Origin of the sequence: Lysinibacillus odysseyi 34hs-1 = NBRC 100172, assembly GCF_001591965.1 — a bacterium.
Classification (GTDB): domain Bacteria; phylum Bacillota; class Bacilli; order Bacillales_A; family Planococcaceae; genus Lysinibacillus_B; species Lysinibacillus_B odysseyi.
This window is the reverse complement of record NZ_BCVX01000001.1, coordinates 317158-337294: the sequence shown is the minus strand read 5'-3', so window position 1 is coordinate 337294 and position 20137 is coordinate 317158. Positions and strand designations below refer to the sequence as shown.

The following is a 20137-nucleotide window of genomic DNA, read 5'->3' as shown; positions in this document are numbered from 1 at the left end:
GGATCATTCAATATAACCAAATGTATGGTTGCTGCCTTCAAAATATACTATTTATGACACTTCTTTTTTCTCTAAATCTAAAAGAGCGATAATATGAAATTAGCGCTCTTTTTGACAAAACAGACAGTCTATAAAGTTACATTTTAAAGAGACCAATCAATATTAAAGCGATCCCCGGAAGCAGGGGAAGGTTTTTCATCCATGTTACACTTCTAAAGATTTTTCCTATATGGATACCGGCTATAACAAAAATGGCACTGGAGATCGTGACAACGATAGAGAATAAAATAGGGGGCAAGTCAATTAATGCTGCGCCAATTCCCGCACCAAAGGAATCTAGTGACAGCGCAAGCCCTAAAAACAAAGCTTCTATTCCGCTGATTTTTCCTGACTTATCAAAATCGGCTTCCATCGGTTTTTTCAGGATTTTTATCATGATGGCAAATGGTTTGATTTCAAATTCGATAATTTTGTAATCAGATGCCGGCTCATGCGCACTCCGTTGGGAAGTGATGAATTGGTATAACACCCAAATACCGATCCCGATCAGGATAATTCCGCCGATTCTCTCCCCGGCTTCATACGATATAAACAGCTCAATAAATGAACCAAGCCCCATCGCAAGGAGCAATACGAGAAACGTACAGGATGAAATAATGATAAATGATTTGAACGGGATTGTTACTTTGCGCATCCCATAAGTTAACCCGACTGTGAAACTATCAAGACTCACTGCAAATCCTAAAAGCAGTAAAGCTACTAAATCATTTATATTTACTCACTCCCTTTATAAATTTTCATGCATCACTATCTCACGTAGTTTTAACTATCTAAATGGTAATGGAAACGTACGAAACCATTATGAAATATATGGAGATGAGGAACGTTCGCTAAAGAGAGACGCTTTGTGTAATAGCGATTCTTTTGTATGCCGTCTAAATGGAGGGTGAATTGCTGTATAGATTAAGCTGATTGCTCATTTTATGTTCATATACATCACGTACTTTCAGAGAATGTATGGCTCAAACCAAAAAGTGCCAAGTTGATTACTTTCCTGAACAGTCAGCTTAATATTGGCGGTCATTACATATGCAGCATTTTTGTTTGGTATTTAGAAGTCCTTTTTTCAGGTGGTATCACTTTCTTATCTTATGTATGGGTATGACGTTGCGTGCGAGACAACTGTACATAGTAAATGGGGAGAAGTAGCTGCTTTCTATCGAGGAAAACTTTAATATGGATCCTTCATTTACATCAGCCGCCAGACCATATACATTACATGCGTTTAGCTGTATATTTCTCTTTTTAATATAAATTTGTAAAAAGCTGTATACTTTTTTGCTTTACAATTGTTATATAGGTGAGTGATCACTACATACGAAAAATGGATATCCAAAAGTTGGTGAACGATTGAAAAATGAATGGGAGCAGCTGCTCCTTGTACATGCAGAAATTGTATTCAAATATTTATTGAAAATTGGGGCTGCCAAAGAGGATGCAGAGGATATTACGCAAGAAACGATTATAAAAACAATCGAATGTCTGCAACAAATTGAACCAAGGAAAATGCGGGGATGGATGTTTAAAGTGGCGATTCACCGCTATTATTCGCTATATAACAAAAATAAATTGATTGTGCGATTGCAGGATGAGGATTTAGAAAAATTAAAGCCTGCAATGGAAGATGTTTCGGTAAATTTATTATCTAAAGAGGAAGGAAGGGAAATGGCGGAAGCGTTGCAGCGACTTCAGCCAACCTTCCAGCAGCTGCTTATTCTAAAATACTATATGGAATTTTCCTATAAAGAAATCAGCGATATTTTAGACATGAAAGAAACGAATGTGAAAACATACTTACAGCGTGCAAGGAACAGCTTTAAAAAGATCTGGGAGGAGAAGGAGCATGGACAATGAAAAAAGGGATGATCTCTTTAACATAGAGAAAATGGAAAGAACGATTAAAAAGGCAAAGCGGCGAGCTACTTGGAAAATGGTATTGATTGCGATCCTGGTGCTTACTTTTATAGTCGTATTTATTGCTTTCGCCAATCCTAAATTAACGGGTGTAATAGAAGGACAAGTTACGAGTTCAATACGGGGGATGCATGAAATTTCAGCACCGAATGAATTTATAGGAAAACGCGAAAGATACCCAGGATTCCTAGGAGGAAAAAGTTATTATACTACCTATAAAATCATTGAAGGGAAAGTAGTATATACAGGGGAAGATGGTTACGGATACGGCCTGTTTCGTGATGAAGTGTTAAGTAAGGGAGGAGGATATCCTGCACTAATCGGAGCTGCCTTTACGGAAGAAGAGGCAGAAAAGCCAACCTATAACGAATTAGGTCAACGACAGATGGTTTTTTACTATCCTTTTTTACCATATGATTCATATCGTCGTGATTTAGACTTGTTGGATGAAATCGGGCAGGAAAAGGTGATGGAAGTAGCGCTTTCCTTCGACCAAGGATACACATTACAAGAAGTGCAATCACTCATTCCAAATGATGTGACACTTTCATGGATATGGGTCGACGATGTGGATGAGGAAAAAGATAACTTCCAGACAGGACACATGGATGAGAATGGGGAAGTAGTTAGTTTAGGAGATTATTTGATTCGTTCAGAGGATACGGTTTATGGTTTCTCTCTATTAGATGCGAATGGAGACGAGGCAGAGGAGCCTGCACTGTCATTTATCAGGAATATTTCTTCTGGAAAAAAATTTAAAGCACGATGGCAAGGGGAGTATAAACGATTGTACGAAACGCTCAGCGGTGAAGATGGAATATTAGCCGGCAATGACCTGCAATATTATGGTGCGGTTGTGACGGGCGATACAAAAACACTATCTCAGTTAAAAGAACTTCCGTTCATTAAAGCATCGTCAATTGGGGTTATTACGGATAGGTATTAAAAGCCGGATCCGTTATATCGATTATATTTTTTACGAATTAACACAAAAATTTAATTATTATCTGGATAAGAAACACCTCATTAGAGTGTATGAAGATGAACTATTTTATAAAATGAGTAAAGAGGGCCTGCTGGAGAGCAATTTCCGGCGGGCTTTTTCTTTATATGACATGGTTTTTGAAGGTGACGGAAATCTTTTACCAAAAGATAATGGAGCTTCGTTCGCCCGAAAAATAGATCAAGCTCGAGAATACTGGTAAGGGAATGTGAAAGTTGAGCTTGCTGAACTTTTAGTCGATGGCAAAATTGAAGTGGTGGAGATTATTGAAAATCTATCTGTTTAGCAGTTCCTTTTGGCAGCAGTTGATATGAAAAAAGTATCGTAATTATTTTGTTTATTCTGGGTGCTTAATTGAAATAAGATGGAGGCCTTTCATTTCATGAATAGTTAAACAACAAAGGTATTTGACGTTATTCTGGTTTTTGTTTTAGTGATGCTTTTCGTAGTTTTTTATACCTTTTTATCTTTGTAAGTTGATTGAAAGTACAAAAAAGACTGTAGACAAATTCAAATTTCTTTGAACCTGTCTACAGTCTGATGCTGTTTTTCCTATTGCATCGCGTCTATTGTAATAGCTACTACAAAGTCAGGGTCATTTACACTGCCTGTAAATTCATAGACCGGCCGGTAATAGCCTTTCGTATCATAAGCATAAGTTAGCTGGACATCTGTAATTGTTAATGTATCGCCCTTTTGTAAAGGATTGAAAAGGCTGAACTCCCCGTTCACTAATGCTTCATATGCGTCCTTCTGTGAAATAATCGGCTCTTTTGCCACCATTTCATTGTTACTTATCATATAAAACAGACTTTCGGGCTTCTGCTGATGGGAAAGGGTAGCTATGATCATGCCTTCGGAAAAATCCTCGCAGGCAGTTTGCCGATTCTCTGGTTTCGCTAAATCCCAACGAATTGTCCGTTCATCCTGCTGCTGATAGATGGCCTCGCTTGGCAGTAAACTCTCCTTTTTCAGCCAATCCTCTATAAGCTGTCTTTGCTGTTTAATATCTGCTGGTGAAGGATTTTCGTCTAGATGATCAGTGTACCAGTCCCATGTGCCATTCGTTATGCTATAGGACAGGGAATAGTTGGTGCCTTCAGCATCAACAAATGCAAAGCTAAGATTTTCCGATTCCCTGCGCAGGCCGCCCACCTGTTGAAGTTGAAATTGCTTGGCGATAGAATGGGCGATGTCTTTTATCACTTTCTTATTCCTGATATCTTCGTTGTAATATATACATGCTCCTGCCTTTTGATCGAAAAGCGTTGTTTCCAGCTGCACATGAACTTGCTCCATGCTTTGTTTTTGGGCAGGTTTGAAGGGCATATTCCCAAATTCCTGTACTTCATAGACTATAGCTGCTATTCCAAATAACACAGCGAAGGATAAAGGAATGGCAATGGCTCTTACAACCGGGGCCAGTTTTAATTTTCTCTGCTTGATGACCTCAATAATTCCCATCATAAAGAAATATCCAGCCAAACTCCCGACTGTATTATGCAACAGATCGTCCAACTCAAAAATTCCTTTTCCGGAAAGCAGTTGGAAAACTTCAAGAGAGAGTGTGACTACAAGCGACAGCACAAGCACACGCCAGAATAACCTATTTTTTTTGTGAAGCAACGGCAATAGGGCTCCGAGCGGCATGAACATGACCATATTAAAGATAATGAGCTGCAATTCAAACAGAGACCATTTATTCCATGCATTTATATAGCCGCTAAATAGACTGATATTCACCTGTCCTGTAAAATTTGCCGGCCTGCTGAGTGTGGTGATGCCGACTACTACCACTGCCCAGCAGATCAGCAAGGTGATGCAGACAAAGGTAGATAAACGGATAGGGTATTGTTTATAGAAAAACTTTCTATAAACAAAGTATCCAACAAATAGAATGATAAGTATAACAACAGAATATTTTACATATGGCAAAAGACCAGATACAACACTGATTAAATCCATACACCGCAACCTCCTGAACAACATTGGTCTATCCAGTGTAGCAGAGGAATCTTAACAGAATTTAAGGGATAATCTTAAGAAATTATGAAGGAAATGGCTGTTGTGGTAAACGAGGCGAAAAAACGAGTGCATAAAGATACAGTTGGATTTTTGATAGAGGGGGTCATATAAAAGAAGGAGCGTACTTGATGATTTCAAGATCATTATCCTTTGCAGATATTATGCATTCTTTTTATGCTGAATCTCGCCACTGTCATCACTGCTTCTACAGTGCATTGGTTGTATCCGTTTTAATGAGTTTAACAAATTTATAATTAATGGTAATTTGCAGTAAAACTTCATGCAAATTATATGTAAGATTTATTTATCCTGATAAAAGAACATTCATATGGGTATAAGGGGAGAGAAAGCAAAAACGCAAAAGGAGCTGTTAGTATGTCTGAAAAATTATTTACGGCAAAAGCAACCGCTTTAGGCGGGCGAGAGGGCAAGGTGCAGTCTGATGATGGGGTTATCCAGTTTGATACTGCCATGCCTGGTACACCAAGAGCAAAGCAATTAGAAAATGCGACAAACCCGGAACAGCTATTTGCTGCCGGCTATGCCGCCTGCTTTGACAGCGCGCTCCAGTTAACAGCACGTAAGGAACATGTGAAATTTACTTCCGAGGTGACAGCCAACGTCAGCCTCCTAAAGGATGAGGCGGATCAAGGCTTTAAGCTGGCCGTTGTTCTACAGGTGAAGGGAACGGATATTGAACAGGACCAATTAAAAGAACTGGTAGAAAAAGCACATCAGGTGTGTCCGTATTCCAAGGCGACAAGAGGGAATATTGAAGTTACGCTGGAAGTTGTATAAAGATAGGGATTTAGCAGGGAAGGCAAAATGCTGATTTTCGCTTTCGAGAAGGTGGTAAAACCTCTTCGGAATTTTTTACCGTTACGACTTGTAAATTGATTGAAATATGGTAAGATTAAAACAACTTTAATGAACGGAGGTGGAAAGAATGATGAATTTAGCTACGAAGACAGGTGTAAAAGTGGATACAGCTATGTATTTTGCACGTGTCATTACTTTTGATTTTGCTGCTAACGGGATAGGTGTGCCCTTTTTTAGACAAATTCAAAAGAACGCGTAGCTGATTAACTTCATTTTTTTCACAATTTGTGAAAGACTGCTCAGTTAATGAGTAGTCTTTTTTGTATGCTTTTTTCAGCTGCGCTGGGAGGCGTAGAAAATGCAATTAAAAGCAGAAAATATATCAAAATCAATCGGTGGTAATCAGATTTTCACGAAGATGAATATAGAAGTGCTCGCTGGGGAGCGGATAGCGGTAGTAGGACGAAATGGCTGTGGGAAAACAACACTTTTTCAGTTGCTTGCAGGAGTTGAGCAGCCTGATGAAGGAAGGGTAATGAAAGCAAAAGGCGATAAAGTCGGATATTTACATCAAATCCCGGACTTTCCAAATAAAGCGGTGTATGAGGTACTGAAAGAAGCCTTTGCAGAACTCCTTCAAATGCAAGAACGTCTAAAAGAGTTTGAGGAACAAATGACCCAAGAAGTAACAGAAAAGCTCCTCCATCAATACGGAGAACTCCAGGAGCAGTTTATGGTACGCGGCGGTTACGAAATGGATGCAAAAATTTCTTCCGTAGCAAATGGTTTAGGTATTCATCCATTGGTGGATAGTCTCTTTGATGATCTTAGCGGCGGGGAAAAAACAAAGGTGATGCTAGCACATATTATTTTACAGCAGCCAAGTATTTTATTATTGGATGAACCGACCAATCATCTCGATTTGGCTGCCATTGAATGGCTGGAAAACTATATCCACTATTTTAAAGGGACGGTCATCATGATTTCCCATGATCGCCAATTTTTAAATAATACAGCCCAAAAAGTATTCGAAATGGAGGACGGAGAAATCTGGGTGAGCATCGGTAACTATGATGCCTACTTGCGGAACAAGGAATTGAAGATTGAGCAGCAATTTGCAGCCTATCAGGAGCAGCAAAAGAAAATCCAAAAAATAAAAGAAACTATTCGCAGGCTGCGTCAATGGGCTAACGAGGCATCACCGCCAAATCCTGATTTATACCGCAAAGCAAAGGTAATGGAAAAAATGCTGGAGCGAATGGAACTTGTAAAAAAGCCTAAAAACGAAAAAGCAATGAATTTACAGCTGCAGGCTAATCATCGGGCTGGTAAAGAAGTATTTGAATTACGGGATGTGATGCATGGCTTTGGAGAGGAAATCCTCTTTATGGATGTCAATTTACCGATCTATTGGCAGGACCGGCTTGCGATTGTCGGAAACAACGGAACAGGAAAATCAACTCTGCTAAAAATATTACTTCAGCAAATATCTCCGCTGTCCGGTTACGTTCGGCAAGGAAGTAATGTCAAGATCGGCTATTTATCACAGCAATTTGATATTCGTAATCCTTCAGCTCGGTTAATTGATGCCTTCAGGGAAGATTTATCAGTAGCTGAAGGGGAGGCGCGTCATATCCTTGCCCAATTTCTGTTTTATGGGCACGATGTTTTTAAACGTGTTGGTGATTTAAGCGGCGGGGAAAAAATGCGGCTGAGATTAGCCCAATTAATGTATCAGCATTGTAATGTCCTAATCTTAGATGAACCAACAAACCATTTGGATATCGAATCAAGAGAAGTGTTGGAAGAAACATTGGAGAAATTTACTGGAACAATCATTGCAATCAGTCACGACCGTTACTTTTTACAAAGGATTTTTACAAAAACAGCATGGATCGAAAATCATTCCATTACTGTACACAACGGACCATACAACTGGGCATATGAAAAACAAAAGAAGAACTGGTGTGAATAAGAGGTATTTCTCACTTTGTAGCGGAGGGGCCTGCCAGGGAGTTATTTCTGGCAGACCTTTTTAAGCCTTTTATTTACATCGTATAATGGAATCACCAAAACAGAGGCCGATGGTTTCTTACATAGAATACAGTTCCATGATTGTACGAAGAGAAACCCCACCAAAATGATGAGGTTTCTTTTGGAATCATATACGTGAGCTTTCACTTGTTTTTGTGCTCACTCTGTTCGGCATAAACACAAATTTTACATCAATTATAAAGTGCAGCAGTATAGGCAGCCAAAGTGAGCCTGTTTGCATGTATAGTCCAAATAAAAAGTAACCCATGAAGCCTGTAGCTATTACACCTTTGAAACCTTGATACAGATGGACAATTCCAAATGCACTAGAAGCAATCAAGCCGATTGCCCATAAAGGCAAATCCAGTGGAAGGTGGAAGAGAAAATACACCATTACGCCCCGGAAAATAAGCTCTTCGCAAATCCCGGCAGTTGCGGATAAAAAGAAGAACCATAGCTTTTCTTTTTTCGTCTGCGGCAAAAGGAAGTCGATATCGCCCATTGTTGGTGGGGTTTTTTTTCTTTTCACTAATATATAGGATAATACAATAGACAGTCCGACCCCGCTTAATACGCCCGCCGTATAGGGGGTTAGCTTGTCAAAAGAAATAGTGGATGGAACAGGAAAAGTCACTAATTGTGAAAATCCTAACCCTTGCCAGAACCAGATGACGAATGCGACCAATACGAAAAGCCATTGAGCTCTAATGCTGCTTTTATACATTTGGACCTTTTGGATTTTTGAAAGATCCTGTTTTAAATAGATGGCATCATAAACCGGGTAATAAATGCAGATGCCTAATAAAAATACGCCTAACCAGAACATAAACCTGTTCTCCTTTTCGATAAAATGCCATATTCAATAGAATATATGTTTATTATACTGGTAGGTAACTGAAACCGAACAAAATATACGGATCGGAATATTGGAGGAGTAAAATGGGATTTGGGGCTACATTGCGAAGCATACGAAGAAATCGTAATTTGACGCAAAAAGAGCTGATAGAAGGGATTGTCCAGCAAGGCACGTATTCTAGAATTGAGCAGGATCAATTGCAAATAAGTGCAGAGCTCCTTGTACAACTAGTGGAAAGACTCAATATATCATTGAATGAATTTCTTTATATCCATCATCAGTATGAAGCGACGGAACGAGAAAAAATATTGAAGGATTATCGGGAAATGGAGCTCACGCTTCCAAAGGAAATAAAAGACCAATTGCGGATTATTGAGCGGTATTTAAAAAAACAGCCTGATGACGGTATTAAACTGCTTTTTGATTCCTACCGGGCATTGCTCATTCTAACGGAGGAAGATGATTTGGAAGCAGTAAGGGCGATTGCGGAGAATATTTGGGAGCGGGTCCAGAAGTTGGATCACTGGTATATTGAAGATATGGAGCTTCTAAATTCGATCATTGTCTTATTCCCATTGGATACCGCAATTCAAATCACCACAACGGCAATCAAAAGGTTAAATGCCTACGATGATTATGAAAGAGATGTAACGTATTTAAAAATATATTTTCATTTAAATTTAACCCTTTTATATTTGGAAAATGAACAATATGAGGCATGTATCGAATGGCTGGACCGAACTTACAAAAAATTCAAAAGAAAATTAACCTATCAATCATTGGGCTATATTTTTACCCATAAAACAATTTGCCATATTCACTTGAAGCGTCCATATGAAGAGGAACTCCGAAGACTGGAAACACTAATGGATTTGTTTGACGATCAGGAGGTGCTATCTCTTTTACTGGAGGAGATTGCTAAACAGAAGGCGGTTTTTGAGTTGAAGTCTTAGTTTCAACAATAAGAGTCGGTTGTCTTTTTTTGAATGATAAATACAGGCTTCAGAAAAATAAGCATATCTCTTCGGCAGTTTTAACTACTGTTTGATGGGATATGCTTTTTAATTTAATTATTATTTTCTTTTTATACTTTAAATATTTCATTTATATAATAATTTCTATCTTCTGCCGAATGTCAGTACTTTAAAATTAAGCTTTTCGACATTCCCATCAACCTATAAAACGCAGTCCAGTTTTATAAACAGCGGCTATACAGTTTAGGATAACCCGAGGGATTCTTTTCGGAAAATACGGTTTCACATAACCTTTAAAATAGACCTTTTGAAGATCATCCCACTGTCTGTCTTTTTCCGTTTGGCGAAAGCGTGCTACATCAATTAGCTTCACTTGTTTGTTTGAAGTTATCATAATATTTTTAAGGTGGATGTCTGACGGGTTGAGTCCGGCTTTTCTTGCCATTTCCAATGCTTCATTAATAGCGTATATTTTTTCTTCCTGGATATATATACCGTTTTCTAAGTAGTGGAATAGAGTATATCCATCGAGATAATCTATTACTATATAATTTTTTCCACCTTCATGTAAGGTAGGATAATAACTGCCAGATGGAAGCTTTCGATAAATTGCTGCTTCTTCCCGTGCAAGATGCGTTTTATGAGGGAAGAACACCTTTAATGCGATCTGTTCATCCTGCACCTTAAATACGTAAGCACTTCTACCTGTGCCAATTAATTGAAGTGCAGAACTGTAGCCCTTTAACCGCGGTATTTTCCTTTTTCCTTCCATAATAACGCTATCGGCTAATTGTAGGTACTTCATAAAATACACCTCATATCAAATAATTAATAGGTATCATCGATTCATTCAAAATGGGAGCAGCTGCTTATATATTTATTATTATAACAATAGTATTCAGGAAGTCCTCTTTCGGCTATCATTCAGAAATCATCTTAAAGTCGTTTAGCTAGATTTTATAATGAATGCCTTAAATGATGTTAATCTGTTCAATTTAATATATACATAGCACTTCCATGCATCATTTCTGGAGGTGCTTTTTACATACCAAAAATAAATTACTGCTGTTCAATTATGGGCAAAAGAACTTTTTAACATCTGAGCTCATTTAATAAGATCTAGGAGATAGTATAGACAATGAAAGATTCCAGGAAAGTAAAGAAAAATAATATAAGCATTTAGTTCAGACTTTTCGAAATATATTGACATAGCCTTTTTTGGTGGATAATCTAATAATATTAAGAAATATATTTACATCATCCAGAAAATTGATGCAGAAATGGGGAATAAGATGAAAAAGGAAGCTGCTAAAAAGGAGATTACTCTTTTCTGGGCGCTATTGCCGCTAGTCAGTATGATTATCACAATGATTATAACAATTGTCTATTTAAAACAGGGCCCACACATACCATTAATTATCGGTACATCTATTGCTGCCATTGTTGCCTGGAAACAGGGCTTTAAGTGGACAGAAATCGAAGAAATGATGTACAAGGGAATAAAACTCGCACTACCTGCAATCATTATCATTATTTTAGTAGGTTTAATCATCGGTTCTTGGATAGGCGGCGGTGTCGTCGGAACAATGATCTATTATGGTTTAAAAATCATTACGCCTGCATTCTTTTTAATCACGATTACGCTTATCTGTATCATTGTATCTTTGGCAATCGGCAGTTCTTGGTCTACGATGGGAACAGTAGGTGTTGCGGGGATGGGAATCGGCTTGAGTATGGGAATTCCAGCACCAATTATAGCTGGCGCTGTTATTTCAGGAGCTTATTTCGGGGATAAAATGTCTCCGCTGTCTGATACGACAAATTTAGCTTCCGGTTTAACGAATACAGATCTATTTGTACATATTAAACATATGTTTTATACAACGATTCCAGGAATTTTAATCGCATTAGCGGTTTATGGAGTTATCGGTTTGAACTATAAAGATGGCTCGATTGATACGGCGAGTATTAACCAGACAATTGCAGCACTTGAAGAAAGCTTTATTATTTCACCTTGGTTATTATTGATACCGCTCGCTGTCATTGCTTTAGTGGTGATGAAAGTACCTGCAATACCAGCATTAATCGTCGGGGCTTTACTTGGAACTTTATCCCAGGTCTTTATCCAGGGAGATAGTTTAGCTACAGCATTTGCTTCTTTGCAAAGCGGCTATGTCATTGAAACAGGAAATGCAATGGTTGATGACCTATTTAATCGCGGCGGGCTGGATTCAATGATGTATACCGTTTCCATGACGCTGGTAGCTATGACATTCGGGGGGATCCTCGAATATTCCGGAATGCTGCAAACGCTGATGAATCAAATAGTAAAGCTTGCAAAATCAACGGGCTCTTTAGTTGCTGCTACAATTGCAGCTTGCTTTACAACGAATGCTTCATGTTCCGAGCAGTACATTTCGATAGTCGTTCCGGCCCGTATGTTTGCCTCTACTTATAGACAAAGAGGGCTACATTCGAAAAACCTATCCCGCGCATTAGAAGACGGTGGTACGTTAACATCTGTATTTATTCCTTGGAATACGTGTGGCGTATTTATATTAGCAACTCTCGGTGTCGGTGCATTTGAATACGCACCATATGCAGTGCTGAACTTCATCGTGCCGATCATCTCCATTATTTATGCATTTACTGGTTTTACGATCCAGAAGTTGACGAAAGAAGAGATGGCAGAATTAGACAAACATGATGTGATTGAATCCGAAAATACAGTGATGGATATGTAATGAATAGTAAAAAGAGGCTTCCTGTCAGATGAGATTTCTGATTTTTTAAAAAGGTCCTCTAATATAATGCTTCATATGCTCCCCATTCGATAGACAGATATAAAGTCTGTTTATATAATGGGGAGTTTTTGTATGCGGGGGTTCGTTACATAAGTGCAGCAGCTCTTCTTAACCGATTCATTTTCTGACACCGCTGTAATCGGTGAATGCTATTCTACAATATGTTATTACGGTATACGTCCTGTTATTCTTCACGGGACAGTTTACTATATCAATGGCACTTATTACGTTAATCTGGGGGATCCTTGCTGGGTTGGCTGCAAACATCAATCAATATGTAGTAGCCTCAGCAGCCAATGAAGCTCCTGACTTTGCGAATGGTCTATTTTTATCTTCCTGTAATATAGGCACAACAATCGGTGCAGCTGCAGGTGGATTCTTTATATCAGCATGGGGCACACAATACGTTGTATTAGTAGGTATCCTAGCATTAATATTGAATGCGGTGTTTATTTTCCTAAGAAACAATCAAGTTAGATTTACAGAGCCAGTGCCGAAGTAAGAAGCTAAAAGCGGGGGAAATAAACAAGTACTAGAGAAAACATTGCACTAGTAACAGCTCGGTTCATCATGAAAAGGCTTGATCATTCATTTGTAAAAGTGTTGATTGTTACGGTCATGGATACGGGTGTGTGGCTGTTGACCGTTCAACTGTCATATGGAGACATTGTATATCCTAGTGCCAACCTTTTGTTTATAGGGGCTGGCGGAAGTTTTTTTGTGTGGCGGGTTTATAGTGCTGATTAATAATAATTAGGAAACTTTGAAATAGGGTTAGTTTTGCAGGATGTTTGCCGAAAAAAGAATAACGAGTGCTTATAAAATATGTGAACATCACTTCGGGTAAAGAAGTGACGTTTTTTGTGGGAATCAATAGGCACTATAGAATAGGAGATTGCCGGTAAAGGTAATCTTCTTTTATTTGTTACGCTTATTGACAGGCGCACGAAATTATAAATAAGTGGAGCATAATCGAGTATTTATGCTGCTAGTATTATAGGATATATTAATAGGAAGTCCTTTTGCAGATAGTTAAATGAAATAAGGCATTAGTAGTTGGGGGAGGAAATAGAATGACAAATAAAGCTGAATGGCTGTGGCAGCAGATTTTTGAAAAGGGATCACAGGTTGAAGAGCATTTTCAACAATCATTAAATCTCCAGCCAGGCGCTAGCGATGATGAATTGAAGCTGGTCGAGGAGACACTCGGTGTGACACTTCCGGAAGAAATGAAAAGTATATACCGGATACATAACGGACAAGTTTGGGAATCAGGCGTTAACCCTTTTGTAAGAAATTTGACTCTGTCTCCTACGTTCGACATTATTGAAAATTGGCAGTTTTTGCAGGAAGAATTTGATCCGGATGATGAATTGGAGCTTGATAATGAAGAGCAAATTAAACCGGTCCTATGGAACGAAAAGTGGATTCCGATTGCAGAAAATGGCGGAGGGGATTATCTCTGCATCGATACGGATCCTGCTGAGTCAGGGACAGCAGGGCAGATTTTATATTTTTGGCATGACTGGGGAGACCGCTCTGTTGAGGCAACGGGTCTGTTTGCGTTTATAGAAATGTGCTTGGACGAAGAGGAGTAGCAGAGCGGGAGAAACCCGTGAATATCGTTAGACAAGTTTTTAAAAAGGGGGAATGGCGGCGTGAATGTATACTGCAAAGGTGTTATTAAAGAGATGGATTTAGCTGTTGATTCGATTATCAAGCTAATAGAAACTTTAAGCGAAGAAGATATGGATATTAAACCAACTGAGGGAAAATGGTCTATTGGTGAACTCCTCTCACACATATCGGTTATATGCAAAGCAGACTTCCTGATAGGGATGGGTGCTTCTGAAGAAGAGCTTGACCGTTTTTATATAGAGGCTGAACCAAATATAAATAAAACTGCCATTATCAATGCCCTTATTAGCAATTATTCTTATCTAAAAGAAGGCATAGGGTTATTGCATGAAGAAGAGCTGCTACGGGAAACCACTTCGTTTTTTGGTATAACTCATTCTCGATATGAATGGTTGTTGGATACACAGGCTCATCTTTTCCATCATCGTGGGCAATTGCACTCACTGATCGTTCATGTATTAAAGCGGGAACCGAACGTCCAGCTGTTTGAGTAAGTTAAACTTGTTTAGCTAAAGGGTGTCTTAGTGGAAGAAAGATCAAGTGGCTTAGGAGCTAAATGATTTTTTAACTGCTCTATTATGGGACGTGATAGTAGAACAACACTATAAGAAACTGATTGAACCTTCTTTATGATAGTCGCCTATTTAGTTAAAGTGAAAAATCCCATTTTGATCAATCTTTTTCAAAATGGTTTTTTGCATTTGCTGTTAAATAGGGGTAGAATAGAATTTTTTAATCAAATTTTATTTCTGACCAACATTAAACAGGAACTAGTTATTTATGTTAAGCTTTGGGGAAGAAAATCAAACTTTGAACTTAACGTTTAGGGTTTTTATATTTAAAGCGGCAATTGAACCTCTAATTAAAATTATAAAAGTAATGTTGAATAATGGAGGGCTTTTATGGTAATACCATTACACGAATTACAGATGTATCGAAATTTCGATGAGCTTGCTAGGGATGTATTAGACCTGGCAAAGGAAATTTTACCTGATAAATTGATTTATTTGAGCTCTTTTACCGATAGCGAGCAAGTGATCCTTAAACTTTCAAATATTAATCCAAATATTCATGTGTCTGAAGGAACGGCTATCAAGCTTAACCGAACTGTTTGTAATCGGATTGATTTCGAAAAAAACCAGCCATTAGTCTTTGAGGACACAAGTAAAGAAGCTAGTCTGGATGACTTAAGAAGCCTATATGAAAAAGTCAATATTAACGCTTATGTGGGCATTCCTATTTCTCTAAAGAATGGCGAGAGATTTGGAACTTTATGTGTAGTTCATGATCAAGCTACTCACTTTGATAAAAAGAGCATAAGCATGCTCCAAAAAATAGCGAAGATGTTCTCCTATTATTTAACTTTAGAGAATCTTGCCTATAAGGATTCGCTGACAGGACTATATAACAGGCAATATCTTTTTAATTTCTTTGCAGACTTTTCTAAACTTGGCGGAGTGCTATTCTTTCTGGATCTGGATGGGTTTAAAAAGGTGAATGATGTATATGGCCATGATGCGGGGGATCAAGTGCTTAAAGAGGTTTCGGCGAGAATTCAACAGTTTATAAAAGACCAGGAAGAAGCATTTGCGGTTAGATTAGGGGGAGATGAATTCATTATCATTTTCCCTCATATGTCTTCTAGAGAAGAGATAGGTAAGCGAGCGGAACATCTTCTTAATCGTCTAAATACATGGAAACCCGAATGTCAGCTGTCGGCAAGTATGGGGATAGTGCCGTATCCAGCCAATGGCAATATTTCTCTAGACACCATCCTCAAAAATGCGGATGGTGCATTGTACAATGCAAAAGCAGCAGGAAAGAACAACTATGAGATTTTTTAAGTAAGCTTATTTTATTTTTCTGCGCCAAATAGTAAATGTACGCCAGTTGGATTACATGGCGTACATTTTTTTGAAGCTAGCGAGATTGTTTTGCTTTCCTTGGCATAAACAGCGTTAAAATCAACGCGATGACCGCCAAAACTGTCATGAAGTAATAGGCATCCCCGGACCCGAGCATTGATGCCATGGAAGAAAGTGTATCAGGGGCAGTCGAAGGATTGTCCATCATAATCGTTTCTGCATGAGACGTTGCCTGTGCCGTATAAATAGTGACAATGACGGCTGTTCCAATGGCTCCGGCAATTTGGCGGACTGTGTTGTTCACTGCTGAACCATGTGTGCCAAGCTCCTTCGGCAAGGCATTCAGCCCCGCGGTATTCAGCGGCATTGTAATAAAGCTCAAGCCGATGCGAAGGAAAATCGTTCGGATAACTACATACATATAGGTAGTCGTTTCAGAAAGATCTGTCACCGCCCACATCGATGGGATGATAAGAACCAGCCCCGTAATAAACAGCGGTTTTGCACCGAAGCGGTCATAGAGCTTACCTGTAACAGGAGACATCAATGCGTTAATAATCGCTCCCGGCAGCAAAATCAGCCCTGCATCAAATGCTGTAAAGCCGCGGCCGTCCTGCAAGTAAATCGGCAGTAAAATCATATCTGCATACATCATCATTGTTACCGTGATATTGATGATGGAAGTGAGCGTAAATACTTTATGCTTAAAGACGGATAGATTAAGCAGCGGATCGTCGGATTTTATTTGACGAACACAGAAGGCAACTGTAACAGCGACGCCGACTGCGATTGAAAGGATGACAATCCAATCATCCCATCCTCTGCTTCCTGCATTACTGAATCCGTATAAAATCAGCCCAAATCCGATTGTCGATAAGATAACACTGAACAGATCGAGCTTTGCCTTTGCTGTTTCGGAAACATTCACTAAGAATTTTAGCGCAAACAGGATCACAAGCACAGAAAGAATCGACAGGCCGATAAATAACCAGCGCCATGAATAAAAGTCGATGACAAAGCCTGCCAGTGTCGGCGCAATCGCTGGTGCGAAAATGATGGCAAGGCCGAGGAACCCCATAGCACTGCCTCGTTTTTCTGCGGGAAAGATCGCAAGTACTACCCCCATCATAAGGGGCATTAGAATCCCTGCACCTGCTGCTTGGATCATACGTCCAGCAAGGAGTATACCGAAGATAGGCGCAGTAGCACATATAATGGAACCAATCAGTAAAAAGCCCATGGCACTGATGAACAGTTGGCGTGTTGTAAAGCGTTTCATCAAATAAGCTGTTATCGGCACAAGTACACCGTTGACAAGCATAAAGCCTGTCGCAAGCCATTGGACGGTTGTCGCCTCTACATGGAACGTATCTTTTAAACTACTGAGTGCTACATTTAGTAATGTCTGATTTAATGTGGAAAGGAAACAGCCGACAATAAGGACAGTCAGTAAAATCCCTTTTTTGATTTCTTTTTGTTGTTGTACCATAAGTAGTCCTTTCTATGTTGTTTTATTGACGTAATGTCGATAAAATAGATCATATCAATATAACAGGAAGAATCCCATGATCAATTTTGAAGAAATTGTCGACTAAACAACATATTAAAGTGATTTGTTGAAGAAATAGGGATTAATCGATAGAAAGGAAGTATTTGTTTATCATGAAAAAGGAAGACCCGCGCTCTCTACGTTCAAAGCGAGTGTTAAAGGAGGCGGTATTTTCGCTGCTGGCGGAAAATCAGGACGTAACACAGCTGACCGTCCAGAAAATCACAAATTGCGCTGAGCTTAACCGCGCGACATTTTATTTACATTATGAGGACATTAACGATCTGCTGCGTCATATCGTGCATGAAATATTTGGTGAGCTGTCAATGAAGGTAGAGCCGCTGTTAAAATCTCCGCGTTCCGATGAATATGAACAGCTTGTCGCTTTTTTGGACTGTATTTATGATTATCGTAAGTTCTTTGCTGTGCTGGTGGAGCATCCAGGCTTTAAAATGAGTCTTTCCAATTTATTAAAGAAGACGATCCAGGCAAGAAGAGACGCCAAGGGGGCAGACTTACCGCCGAAACTTGTGTCCATTGATATTATCGGGGCTTCATTACTAGGCATTATCATCTGGTGGGTGAAGGATGGTATCCAATTTAGTTCGGAATATGTGGCGGGTCAGATAGGACTGCTCTACAAAAAAGAATAGCAGAAAGTAAGATTGCCGGACTAGCGGTTGTTCACAGTAGTCCGGCTTTGGTTTACTCGTGTTCTCCTGCTGCCGGCAGCTGCATGAGCGCCCCGAAATATTGGGAAGCGGTTGTGAAGCAAATAAAGGCAAGCAGTTCACTGATCTCAGTATCTGATAAATAGTCCTTTAAAACAGCAGTCACGCGTGGTGAAGTTTTTCCCTTTGAAGCTAGAAATGCCTCTGCAAAGCCTGTACAAACAGCCGTTTTCTCATCGTAATTTTCCGGATTCGGCTGTCCTTTTGCCTTGCAGTACTCGCAGCCGTTTTGCGCAGCAAGCGTTCGGCGGACCTCTTCTTTCAGCGATGCAGGCAATGCACCGTCTTTTTCAAGTACATCCCCAAGCTCGGTCCAGCTTGATAGAATGTGTTCATTATAGGCGAGCAATTGCTGAAATGGCGTAGCGCCTTTTTCGTGTAATGGGATAAGTGTCATTTGTTATTCCTCCTGCAATGATTATAAAATAGAGAAAAGAGGCGCTACAGACTGAATTGACGGAAAAAAGGGAATGAAACTTTCTAAATGAAAGGAATTTAGTAATATGGATGCTGTAAATGAAATGATTATCGAAGAGTTAAAAAAGGACAGCAGAATTTCGATGAGTGAGCTGGGCAGAAGGGTTCACCTATCACCGCCGGCTGTCAGGGAAAGGGTGAGGCAGCTGGAGGAGCAGGGAATCATTAAAGGGTTTACAATTGCCCTAGACATAAAAAAGATGGGATATCCAATCGAGGCCATCATTGAGGCAACGATTAAAAATAACCGTTACAATGATTTCAAGCAACAGATCCAGACCTATACGAATATTGATTTTTGCTACCGGATTGCAGGTGAGGCATGCTTTCTGTTAAAGGCCCACTTTCAAACTTTCGTCGATGCCGAGACATTCATCGATGAACTGCAGCCATTTGCTCATACGAAAACGAATTTCGTTTTTTCTGAAGTGGCACGTTTCTAAAAAGGATAAGAGCTTTATTACGCGAGGCAAAGGAGGTTATGTTGATGAATATCAATTTAATCATTATCGGCTTACTCATTCTGGCAATCGGCTATTTCGTCGGCGTAAAGAAGATGACATGGCTGCTTTCCGGCTTTAACGAAAGACGGGTAAAGGATAAGGAGCGGCTGGCCAATCTTGTAGGGGGCACCCAAATCCTTATGGGCGCAATACTTATTATCGGCGGACTGGTCGGCGTACAACCGGAAGAATACCTCGTCATAGCCTGTGTAGTAATCCTGCTTGGGCTGCTTATTTATGTGAATAGTAAGATGGTAGAATAAGGGTGGGGAGCTGGGAGGCAGCAGCTCCCGTTAAATAAAGAGGAGTGGGGAAGATGGAAGTAAGAGTTGCAGTAAGCAGCGATGCTGAGCAAATCATTAAGGTGATGAAAGATGCGGAAGCGTCAAACTTTATGATGTACGGACCGGGAGAACGGGAGTTGACAGCTGAACAGTTCCAGCGCTTTATTGAAAGCATGAACGGAAAGGAGCATTCGGCGATATTTGCTGCCGAGGAAAAAGACAGCATCCTAGGCTATTTAATCATGCAGGGGGAAACGAAGCCAAAACGCGTTTCCCATAAAGTGAGTGTTGCTATAGGTGTGCATAGCGAAAGCCGCGGGAAAGGTGTCGGAAGAGCCCTGTTTGAGTATGCACACAACTGGGCGAAGGCAAGAGATATCCACCGGGTGGAGCTGACGGTTATTTCTAAAAATGAACAAGCGTACAGCCTGTATAAGAAACTTGGTTATGAGACAGAGGGAGTAAAGAAACACTCATTATTCATTGATGGGGAGTATGTGGATGAATACTATATGGCAAAGCTTTTATAAGGAAGGACGAGGAAATGAATAATTTTCATGAAATTCGCAAAGGCTTTTAAAGCACGACGGGATAGTTGTGC

General features: G+C 39.6%; 22 protein-coding genes and 1 pseudogene. 17 read left to right on the top strand and 6 right to left on the bottom strand.

From position 1 onward, the window contains the following. Positions 1-136 precede the first annotated feature (136 nt). Entirely contained in the window at positions 137-751 is a 615-nt protein-coding gene (ytaF, locus tag BOD01S_RS01815; protein ID WP_322786781.1) for a sporulation membrane protein YtaF, read from the bottom strand. A 659-nt stretch (positions 752-1410) separates the two neighbouring features. Between ytaF and BOD01S_RS01810 the strand changes: the two genes are divergently transcribed. From BOD01S_RS01810 to BOD01S_RS23955, 3 genes are all read left to right on the top strand, one after another. Beyond that, the gene (locus BOD01S_RS01810) at positions 1411-1914 is read left to right on the top strand and encodes an RNA polymerase sigma factor (RefSeq protein ID WP_036155086.1); all 504 of its coding nucleotides are present in this window, start codon (positions 1411-1413) and stop codon (positions 1912-1914) included. Then, positions 1904-2920 carry an anti sigma factor C-terminal domain-containing protein gene (locus BOD01S_RS01805; protein ID WP_036155084.1) on the top strand — a complete coding sequence of 339 codons (1017 nt, stop codon included), beginning with the start codon at positions 1904-1906 and terminating at the stop codon, positions 2918-2920. Before BOD01S_RS01810 ends, BOD01S_RS01805 begins: the two co-directional genes overlap by 11 nt. A gap of 85 nt (positions 2921-3005) precedes the next feature. Beyond that, the gene (locus BOD01S_RS23955) at positions 3006-3179 is read left to right on the top strand and encodes a DUF2441 domain-containing protein (RefSeq protein ID WP_407655986.1); all 174 of its coding nucleotides are present in this window, start codon (positions 3006-3008) and stop codon (positions 3177-3179) included. Positions 3180-3529: 350 nt separating this feature from the next. On the opposite strand, the gene BOD01S_RS01795 is transcribed toward BOD01S_RS23955, so the two are convergent. After that, positions 3530-4942: a VanZ family protein gene (locus BOD01S_RS01795; RefSeq protein ID WP_036155080.1), complete on the bottom strand. Its 1413-nt coding sequence runs from the start codon at positions 4940-4942 to the stop codon at positions 3530-3532. Positions 4943-5130: 188 nt separating this feature from the next. Here BOD01S_RS01795 and BOD01S_RS23795 point away from each other — a divergent pair, with 188 nt between their 5' ends. The 4 genes from BOD01S_RS23795 to abc-f all read left to right on the top strand — a co-directional run bounded on the left by BOD01S_RS23795 (position 5131) and on the right by abc-f (position 7796). Continuing rightward, complete coding sequence (locus BOD01S_RS23795; RefSeq protein WP_269845639.1) at positions 5131-5256, top strand: hypothetical protein; 126 nt, start codon at positions 5131-5133, stop codon at positions 5254-5256. 121 nt (positions 5257-5377) lie between these two features. Then, entirely contained in the window at positions 5378-5800 is a 423-nt protein-coding gene (locus tag BOD01S_RS01790; protein WP_036155078.1) for an organic hydroperoxide resistance protein, read from the top strand. A gap of 148 nt (positions 5801-5948) precedes the next feature. Then, positions 5949-6080, top strand: a complete 132-nt coding sequence (locus BOD01S_RS23790) for an RAxF-45 family protein (protein ID WP_269845638.1) — start codon at positions 5949-5951, stop codon at positions 6078-6080. A gap of 99 nt (positions 6081-6179) precedes the next feature. After that, positions 6180-7796 (top strand): ribosomal protection-like ABC-F family protein, encoded by a 1617-nt coding sequence (abc-f, locus tag BOD01S_RS01785; RefSeq protein ID WP_036155076.1) that lies wholly within the window; start codon positions 6180-6182, stop codon positions 7794-7796. A gap of 186 nt (positions 7797-7982) precedes the next feature. Here the strand turns inward: abc-f and BOD01S_RS01780 are convergent, their stop codons facing one another. Then, on the bottom strand, positions 7983-8681 hold the full coding sequence (locus BOD01S_RS01780; RefSeq protein WP_052124859.1) for a CPBP family intramembrane glutamic endopeptidase: 699 nt from the start codon (positions 8679-8681) through the stop codon (positions 7983-7985). A 113-nt stretch (positions 8682-8794) separates the two neighbouring features. Between BOD01S_RS01780 and BOD01S_RS01775 the strand changes: the two genes are divergently transcribed. Continuing rightward, on the top strand, positions 8795-9664 hold the full coding sequence (locus tag BOD01S_RS01775) for a helix-turn-helix domain-containing protein (RefSeq protein ID WP_036155075.1): 870 nt from the start codon (positions 8795-8797) through the stop codon (positions 9662-9664). Between the two features lie 217 nt (positions 9665-9881). Here BOD01S_RS01775 and BOD01S_RS01770 read toward each other — a convergent pair whose 3' ends face one another. Next, complete coding sequence (locus tag BOD01S_RS01770) at positions 9882-10490, bottom strand: protein kinase domain-containing protein (RefSeq protein WP_036155073.1); 609 nt, start codon at positions 10488-10490, stop codon at positions 9882-9884. A gap of 487 nt (positions 10491-10977) precedes the next feature. On the opposite strand from BOD01S_RS01770, the gene nhaC reads away from it, so the two are divergent. From nhaC to BOD01S_RS01745, 5 genes and pseudogenes are all read left to right on the top strand, one after another. After that, on the top strand, positions 10978-12429 hold the full coding sequence (nhaC, locus tag BOD01S_RS01765) for a Na+/H+ antiporter NhaC (protein ID WP_036155070.1): 1452 nt from the start codon (positions 10978-10980) through the stop codon (positions 12427-12429). 232 nt (positions 12430-12661) lie between these two features. Then, a pseudogene (locus tag BOD01S_RS01760) lies at positions 12662-12991 on the top strand (MFS transporter); the annotation flags it as partial. 571 nt (positions 12992-13562) lie between these two features. Next, complete coding sequence (locus tag BOD01S_RS01755; RefSeq protein ID WP_036155066.1) at positions 13563-14087, top strand: SMI1/KNR4 family protein; 525 nt, start codon at positions 13563-13565, stop codon at positions 14085-14087. A 60-nt stretch (positions 14088-14147) separates the two neighbouring features. Beyond that, entirely contained in the window at positions 14148-14621 is a 474-nt protein-coding gene (locus tag BOD01S_RS01750; protein ID WP_036155064.1) for a DinB family protein, read from the top strand. A gap of 408 nt (positions 14622-15029) precedes the next feature. Further along, complete coding sequence (locus tag BOD01S_RS01745; protein ID WP_036155062.1) at positions 15030-15971, top strand: sensor domain-containing diguanylate cyclase; 942 nt, start codon at positions 15030-15032, stop codon at positions 15969-15971. A gap of 76 nt (positions 15972-16047) precedes the next feature. Here BOD01S_RS01745 and BOD01S_RS01740 read toward each other — a convergent pair whose 3' ends face one another. Then, entirely contained in the window at positions 16048-17481 is a 1434-nt protein-coding gene (locus BOD01S_RS01740; protein ID WP_036155059.1) for a DHA2 family efflux MFS transporter permease subunit, read from the bottom strand. A gap of 173 nt (positions 17482-17654) precedes the next feature. Here BOD01S_RS01740 and BOD01S_RS01735 point away from each other — a divergent pair, with 173 nt between their 5' ends. After that, positions 17655-18194, top strand: coding sequence for a TetR/AcrR family transcriptional regulator (locus BOD01S_RS01735; protein WP_036155057.1), 540 nt, complete (start codon positions 17655-17657; stop codon positions 18192-18194). A gap of 52 nt (positions 18195-18246) precedes the next feature. On the opposite strand, the gene BOD01S_RS01730 is transcribed toward BOD01S_RS01735, so the two are convergent. After that, positions 18247-18669 (bottom strand): carboxymuconolactone decarboxylase family protein, encoded by a 423-nt coding sequence (locus BOD01S_RS01730; protein WP_036155055.1) that lies wholly within the window; start codon positions 18667-18669, stop codon positions 18247-18249. 106 nt (positions 18670-18775) lie between these two features. Between BOD01S_RS01730 and BOD01S_RS01725 the strand changes: the two genes are divergently transcribed. Genes BOD01S_RS01725 through BOD01S_RS01715 form a run of 3 tightly spaced genes read left to right on the top strand, consistent with a single transcriptional unit; the run spans position 18776 to position 20066 of the window. Next, complete coding sequence (locus BOD01S_RS01725) at positions 18776-19192, top strand: Lrp/AsnC family transcriptional regulator (RefSeq protein WP_036155054.1); 417 nt, start codon at positions 18776-18778, stop codon at positions 19190-19192. Positions 19193-19236: 44 nt separating this feature from the next. Then, a complete protein-coding gene (locus BOD01S_RS01720; RefSeq protein WP_052124858.1) occupies positions 19237-19515 on the top strand; it encodes a DUF3784 domain-containing protein in 279 nt (92 codons plus the stop codon). 53 nt (positions 19516-19568) lie between these two features. Next, a complete protein-coding gene (locus BOD01S_RS01715; RefSeq protein WP_036155050.1) occupies positions 19569-20066 on the top strand; it encodes a GNAT family N-acetyltransferase in 498 nt (165 codons plus the stop codon). Positions 20067-20137: the final 71 nt, after the last annotated feature.